We start from the raw sequence: 7,287 nt of genomic DNA on the forward strand, positions 1-7,287 counted from the left end.
TTGGGAACTCAACAATAGAGGATTTCCATTTTTTTGTCCACGAAAATACATCATTAAATTACATTAATAGTAAATTATTGAATGAAAATTTATTTGAAAACTTTGATGCAACGCTAGTGCTTTATCACCGCCGATTCCGGCCATTTGCAGCAAATAGAAGCTGCAAATCGCTTCTATTCGCGCCGGCCCGCCCCGTCGCCCGCAAACTCGGGGCCGTAGGCTGGGGCGCATTCGGAGCTGCGCGCAGCTTCCGGCCGGGGGCCACGCGCAGCGGCGTGGTGTGGCGCAGCCTGCTACTGCGCGGACCTCGCCTCGCGGGCGCGGCCTACGGCGCGGCCTACGGCGCGGCCTGCTACCGCCGCCGTCCGCACCTCCCGCAGCGGCACAGTCCAACCGCCGCAGGCCGGCTCACTTGTACCACTGCGACTGCAGTCCCCACATCCGCGCATACTCGCCGCCCGCGGCGAGCAGCTCCTCGTGGGTGCCGAGCTCCGCCAGCTTGCCGTCCTGCAGCACCATGACCCGGTCGCACAGCCGAGCCATCCCGAGCCGGTGCGACACCAGGATCGCAGTGCGGCTGCCGGCCATCGCCGCAAACCGCTCGAACACGTCCGTCTCGGCCTTCGGGTCGAGCGCGGCCGTCGGTTCGTCCAGCACGACGAGCGGTGCGTCGCGCATGAACGCCCGGGAGATCGCGACGCGCTGCCACTGGCCGCCGGACAGATCGGTGCCGCCCGTAAATCTGCGCGTGAGCGGCGTCTCGAAGCCGGACGGCAAGCCGGCCGCCACCTCGTCCGCGCCGCCGAGCGCCGACGCCTGCTGCACCGCCTGCATATCGGCGGCCTGATCGGCCTTGCCGAAGCCGACATTATCCCGCAGCGTGAACGCATAGCGGATAAAGTCCTGGAACACCGCGGCGGACCGCATGCGCAGCTGCTTCAAATCGAGACGCGACAAGTCCCGGCCGCCGTAATAAACGCTGCCCGCAACCGGCTGGTACAGGCCGAGCAGCACTTTGACCAGCGTCGTCTTGCCGGAGCCGTTGCTGCCGATCAGCGTGATCCGCTCTCCCTCGCGCAGCGTAAACGAAATGCCGGTCAAGCTGTCTTTCTCGCTCGTCGGATACCGGTAAGAGACGTTCTCCACCCGGATGTCTCCAATCCTCGCCAGCTCCTCCCCGCCCGCAGGTTCCTCCGGCCCCAAATCCAAATAAATGAACAAATCTTCCATGCAAAGCAGCTTGTCGCGAAAATAGCCGAATCGCCCGGTGACCCGTCCGACGTTATCCTTTAACGTCTGCAGGGCAAACAGCGTAGCGCCGAACTGGGCTGCGGACAATTCGCCCCGCAAGACGGTCCAGGCCGTCCAGGCGACGCCGGCTCCGAGGCCAACCGCCCCCAGCGCCGAAAGTCCCGCACGGACGGACTGCTGGCTGCGCTCCTGCCGGTACAGCGTATCGGCCACCTGCCAGTACAGCCTATCCCACCAGCGGATCAGCGCCGGGGCCGACCCGAACGTCCGCACTTCCTTCGCCGCCTCCTTGGACGTTACCGTCCGGGACAAGTAGTTCATGATCCGCTCCGGCTCCGTCTGCTTCCGCTTCAGGAAAAAAGCCGATTTCGCCTGCACGAAGCTGGCGACCGAGTCAGGCAGCGCAACGACGATAATCGCGAGCAGCAGCCATACGTTCCAGACGCCGATAAGCGCGGCGATCGAGACGATTCGGATGAATCCGGTGGTCGTATTGTAAAAATCCATGATCAAATTGTGAAACTGCCCGGGTTCCGCCATCTTGCGGGCGCGCTTCAACAAATCGTGAAAGTCGGCCCGCTCGAACGCCTCGAGCCGAAGACGACCGGCTTTGCCCTGCAGTTGCCGGAGCAGCCGATCCTCCATCTCCTGACGAAGCTGCTCCGTGAAGATTGCTTCGATCGGATTTATCGCCTGCTGAACCAGCGTAAGCGCCGCCCAGATGGCGATCCATTCCATCAGCGGGCCGGTCCCGGCCGTTCCGTCGTACACATGAATAATCTCACTGAATATGCGGGCGGTAATAAACACGTGCACGGTAGGAAATACGCCTCTGACCGCGTTTAATCCCATTGATAGTAAAGCCCGTAGCGGATCGGTCGCGATCATCCACTTCATGAATCGGAACAACGTAACGAGAGTCGCCAGCCGTTTTACCGGTACCATTGGGATTGCACCTCCCACATTTGGGCGTATGAGCCGTTAGCGGCAATTAATTCGTCATGGGTGCCGTCCTCGATGATCCGCCCTTCCCTCAGAACGACGATCCGGTCGGCCAGTCTGGCCGAACCGAGCCGGTGACTGATGAGCAGCACCACGAGATCCCGGATGCCGTTTACAAATTGCTCGTAGATCTCAGCCTCTGCCTTCGCGTCGAGCGCAGCCGTCGGCTCGTCAAGAATAAGCAATTGCGGGTCTCTCATAAATGTCCGGCTAATCGCGATGCGCTGCCACTGCCCTTGCGACAACCCCTGGCTGCCCTCGAACAAGTGCCCGACGGGCGTGTCGTAACCCTTCGGCAAACCGGATATAAATTCAGCCGCTCCGCCTCGCCGGGACGCCGAGATGACCTTCTCCCTACCCGCCTCGGCATCCTCCGCGAACACCGCCGGATCTCCCAGGGCGATACTTTGCCCCGCTGTAAACGAAAATTTGTAATAGTCCTGATAAGCGGCCGTTACGTTCAGGTGCAGCAGCTCCGCCGGGATGTCGGCATAATCGGTTCCGTCTGCGGTGATCGTCCCTTCGTCCGGCTTGTACAGCCCGAGCAGCAGCTTGACCAGCGTGCTTTTGCCGGCCCCGTTCTCCCCCACCAGGGCGACCCGTTCGCCGGGCCGCAGATGCAGATCAAGCCGGTCCAGAATCGGACGTTCGCGGCCGGGATATGTAAAGCTCACCCCGTTCAGCCGGATGCCCTCCTGCAATCTGGCCGGAAACATCCCCTCTCCTGCCGCAGCAGCCTGTACAGGTACGTTCAGAAAATCGCGCACATAGCCGGTCTCGATGGAATGAACCTGCGTAATCCCGATCGCAAAGCTGATTTGCCCGGCAGCAGTGTCCATTTGGCTCACTCCCCGAAACAACGAGATGAACACGCCCGGTGTAATCCGCTGCGGTCCGAGCCAAAGCGCCATAAGCACGACGGTCGCAACCTCCGTCACCCAAAACAGCCCGTTGGACGGGATACCGCCCAGTTCCATCTTCGTTTTGATCTTCAGCGCCTTGGCCCGCTGCTCCCGGCGCATCGAGATCCAACGGTCCGAGAGCGGCTCCGCCAGATCGAATACCCGCATCTCCTTCTGCTCCGCCCGGCCGGTCAGCAGGCCGTCCGTATACGAGACCTTTCGCTGCTCCTCGGTCTGATCGTATGTAAAGCTCATCCATCTCTGCGACTTCTTCGCGCCGTAGATCGCCCGCGGAATCGACACAACCACGAGTGCGACGGCAAGCCATGGCGATACGTTCCAGAACAAGCCGGCGATTCCGACCACGCTGATCGCCGCTTTTATCAGCAGCAGCGTGTACGTAAAAAAGTAGGCGACCTTCCTTCCGGGGTTGTCGCTTCTCGACAGCTTGTCATAGGAAGCGCTCTCTTCAAAAAAGAGGAGCGGAAGCTGCGAGGCGTGAACCAGCCGCTTGCGACCAAGCGTATGCTCCAGCCGCTGGATCAGTCTCGTCGAACTCGGATCGCGAAGCTTCCAGATGACCTCGTCGGTCAGCAGCAGGGTGCCTGCGAAGGCAAGCAGCCACGGCATAACAGACGCGAACGATCCGCCGCCCGCTCCCGCCGCCTGAATGACTCCGTCGATGAGATGCTGGGTTACGTAAATTGTCAGCACCGGCGAGATCCCTTCGAGCAAAGCAAAACCGATCAATGCCGCTGCAGGCCAAGGCGCCGATCGGGCAATGACAGCTAGCGCCCAGCGCAGGTTGTCCGTTATGTCCCGCCAACTCGTCTTCCTGTCGAAATATCCTTCTCTCAAAGGCACCCCTCCCCAAGAATACATTTACTATATTAGGAAAAATGAGGAATGAACAGACTGTTTCGATATTTTTTTTCTGTGTTATAATACACTCAAGGGAAAAACGGAATCAAAGACAGGAAACGCCATAGACACTGGCAAGCCTCGAGGAAGGCTGTGCTCCGGTGTTTTTTATTTGATGCCCATGCAAAAAAGACAACAAGAAGCTTCCGGCTTGTCCAGATGTGCTTCCTGTTGTCTCTTTTATCGTTTGCGGAGCGCGCGGGTGAACACGACCAGGATCGGCGACAACAGCGCGGCCGCCACAAGCAGCGACGCCCGGACCGTAAACCGGTGCCCGACCCAGCCGACCAGCGGGCCGCCTCCCGTCTGGCCCAGCGCATCCGCCTGACCGAGCATCGACAGCACGGTCGCCCGCACCTTGCTCTCGATATTCAGGCTCAGCCATGTGTCATAGATTGGCCCGCTTAGCGTCCCGATGATCCCAACGGCAAGCAGCGAGCCGAGCGCCCAGGCAAAATTCGGCGCCAAGGCGAACGAAGCGATCGCGACGATTCGAAGTCCGGTCAACACGAGCATGCCGACGAGTACGACGCGTTTGTTGCTCACGTCGAGACGTTTCTCCGCGAACCGGACCACGAACAGGCTGAGGAAAGCGATCAGCGCCGAAATGATCCCGAACCAGACCGCCATCGGCATCGACGGACTCGCCGGGAAACCGATCCCGGTAATCAGATGAGCTTCCCACAATCGGTCGTAACCTTCCGAAGCCGCTCCCCCAAATACCGTAACGGCCACCATCATCAGCAAAATCGGCTGCCCCCGCACCGCCTTCGCGCCGGCGATCCATGTCGAGGTCATCTCCCGCAAAGGCGAGGCCGGCCCTTCACGCTCCGGCCGGACAAAACCCGTCTCCTTCATGCGGAGAATGAGAAACAGCCCGAGGCCGATGTAGAGGAGCCCTCCTGTAAGATACGGCAGATGCGTCCCCGCGACGGATAACCCGACGCTGACCGGGATGCCGATCAAGGTGGCGACCAGACTGAGCCGGTTCGCCCGGAGGAACAGCCGCCCGACCCGTTCCTCGCCGATCTCGTCGGTAATCCACGCCTTGTTGGCGCCGCTTATAAACGTGTAGCCGACTCCGGAGACGACCTGCGAGAACAGCAGCCAGGCGATAGCCGGGACGGCCAGCCCGAGCGCATCCAGCCAAGGGATGACGCCCTGCAGGGCGAAGCCGAATCCCAGCGCGAACATCCCCGCGATCACCGACAGCCGCCGGCTGTACGTATCCGCCACTACCCCGGTAATTCCCTCGAAGATCAGCACGGTCAGCTCCAGCACCATCCCGACCAAGAGCAGCTCGAACGGATTCAGGCCCAGTGTCGTAATGTAGTAAAGGGCATACGTTGTAAACATAATCGTATTCGCCAGCGACGAAACGAATTCCATAAGGATATAAACCTGTGAAGCGCGAACAGTCATCGGAGCGATTTCCGCCTTTCCGGCAGACGATATCACATATAAAAGCATCGGCCGCCGGTTGCCCGTTTTGGCGGCTCATCTGCAATAACAGCAATAACGAGTAGCGGGGGGGGACGGCCGGATTTCTTTTGCGTGCGAATATGCCTGTTTATTTTAGAGTCGTATCCTTGTTGCATCCAAGCGCGCCGCAGCCTCTCAGCCGAACGCAGGGGATGAAGAGAAGCGGATGATATCCCGCTTCATACAATACCTATCATTATAGCGATTTTGGAACAATCCGGTAGAGGAGAAAATGATTGTAGCCAAACTGCACATAAACGCCGGGGGAAAAGGATCGCGTTTGGCACCGTACGCAGCTCCCGGTGCGCAGTGTTTCACTGGACGATCGCGGCCGGTCCAACCACCATAAGAGTCTTTGGCGTCCTCTATTTTCGGCGGAATCGGGAAACCGAAGCAATTAAAGGCGGTTTGCACCCCTTATTTCAGCCAACTGGTGGGTTCTACACCACTTTCGCGGATTTTAAGAGCTACAAACCGCTCTTATTTTGCTATCCAAACCAGTTTCGGACCAAATAGAGGGTACAAACGAGGCTGTCGATTCAATGTGTAGAAGTGTTAGCAGGCCGTTCCAAGTCGTATTCGACAAGAAGCAGCATTTAGTGTCGGAAGAACATATATTCGTTAATGCCGCGTATGTATATTGGGAAAATCTATTGAGTCTACTGAACTATATCTATTACAAAATGGACCCCACCGATATAGTGACTATGTACTAAATACATATTTTAAAATATATGGTACTTTATACCCTGTAGTATAATTATCCAAATATAAGGAATGGAGGGAATTTATGAATAAAATATTAGGAAAAGTCTTGTTAATTTCTTGTGTTTGTGCGACTGTAGTACAAGGGAATCCTTTTGTGTCTGCGAATAATCTTCCTGAACAAACTTTACAAAATGTAAAGCAAGAAAACAGCCTTCGAGTTCTAGCACCTAAAGTTAAAAACGATAATGCAAAGGTATTTGATTATCAACAATCAAAAGAAAAAAATAAGTTAAAACATACTTTTAAAGTTTCTGCTTCTGCTACTGACACAGTTATTGAGATTCCATTTGAGTCCAGTAATGAGGAATACTTGAAGTTGTATAAAAATAAAGAAGGTAAGACAGGTACTGTCGGAAACATTTATAATAAAGAAGGTAAATCCATTGGTATTTTTTCTGTCACCCTTGATGGAGAACAAAACCCCGAAAATGTAACTGCAAGTACCGATGCTAATACATTGAGGCTAAATGTTAAAGGTACCAATCGTACCGAACCATATCAAATGGTGTTAAGCACTGAAACAACTTATTATTCGACTTATTTTAATAGTTTTGAATGGATTACTAGAGATTCTGATTATCCTTTATCTTTAAGCCTAAATCATACAAATTATTTCTATGAAGGACCAACTCAATGGGATATTGGAATAAGAGCCGCAGATGCTTGGGATAAAGTCGTAGCAGTGCATAGTGGGAGTCCGAATTGGAGTAATGCAAGTGGATTGGAGGATCAACTTCTTTGTCATGTACACTATGCTTCAAATAAAAACCCTTGGAATATCGAACCATCCAGACCAGATTACAGTTGGACGGGGACGGTAGTAGATTTTTGTAATCCTGGGTCAGGGATTTGGGATTAAATAATCTCTAGATAGCGAAATTAAATTGATAATAATAAAGGGAGAAAAAAATTGATGCATAATATTGAATTTGATCATTTCAGACCAATTTATATTTCCTTT

General features: G+C 55.3%; 4 protein-coding genes. 1 reads left to right on the forward strand and 3 read right to left on the reverse strand.

Going from position 1 to position 7,287, the window contains the following annotated elements; genetic code table 11:
* Nucleotides 1-408: 408 nt before the first annotated feature.
* The 3 genes from AC3Y2E_RS34420 to AC3Y2E_RS34430 all read right to left on the reverse strand — a co-directional run bounded on the left by AC3Y2E_RS34420 (nucleotide 409) and on the right by AC3Y2E_RS34430 (nucleotide 5,465).
* Nucleotides 409-2,196, reverse strand: coding sequence for an ABC transporter ATP-binding protein (locus AC3Y2E_RS34420; RefSeq protein ID WP_379217929.1), 1,788 nt, complete (start codon nucleotides 2,194-2,196; stop codon nucleotides 409-411).
* The gene (locus tag AC3Y2E_RS34425; protein ID WP_379217931.1) at nucleotides 2,184-4,013 is read right to left on the reverse strand and encodes an ABC transporter ATP-binding protein; all 1,830 of its coding nucleotides are present in this window, start codon (nucleotides 4,011-4,013) and stop codon (nucleotides 2,184-2,186) included. The genes AC3Y2E_RS34420 and AC3Y2E_RS34425 overlap by 13 nt, the downstream gene beginning before the upstream one ends.
* Before the next feature lie 243 nt (nucleotides 4,014-4,256).
* A complete protein-coding gene (locus AC3Y2E_RS34430) occupies nucleotides 4,257-5,465 on the reverse strand; it encodes an MFS transporter (protein WP_379217934.1) in 1,209 nt (402 codons plus the stop codon).
* 883 nt (nucleotides 5,466-6,348) lie between these two features.
* Here AC3Y2E_RS34430 and AC3Y2E_RS34435 point away from each other — a divergent pair.
* Nucleotides 6,349-7,185, forward strand: coding sequence for a DUF2599 domain-containing protein (locus AC3Y2E_RS34435; protein WP_379217936.1), 837 nt, complete (start codon nucleotides 6,349-6,351; stop codon nucleotides 7,183-7,185).
* Nucleotides 7,186-7,287 lie beyond the last annotated feature (102 nt).

It is taken from the genome of Paenibacillus sp. MAH-35 (genome assembly GCF_058135425.1).

Coding starts and splice junctions, on each gene's coding strand:
- AC3Y2E_RS34420 (WP_379217929.1), bottom strand. CDS start 2,196: ATGGTACCGGTAAAACGGCTGGCGACTCTCGTTACGTTGTTCCGATTC.
- AC3Y2E_RS34430 (WP_379217934.1), bottom strand. CDS start 5,465: ATGGAATTCGTTTCGTCGCTGGCGAATACGATTATGTTTACAACGTAT.
- AC3Y2E_RS34435 (WP_379217936.1), top strand. CDS start 6,349: ATGAATAAAATATTAGGAAAAGTCTTGTTAATTTCTTGTGTTTGTGCG.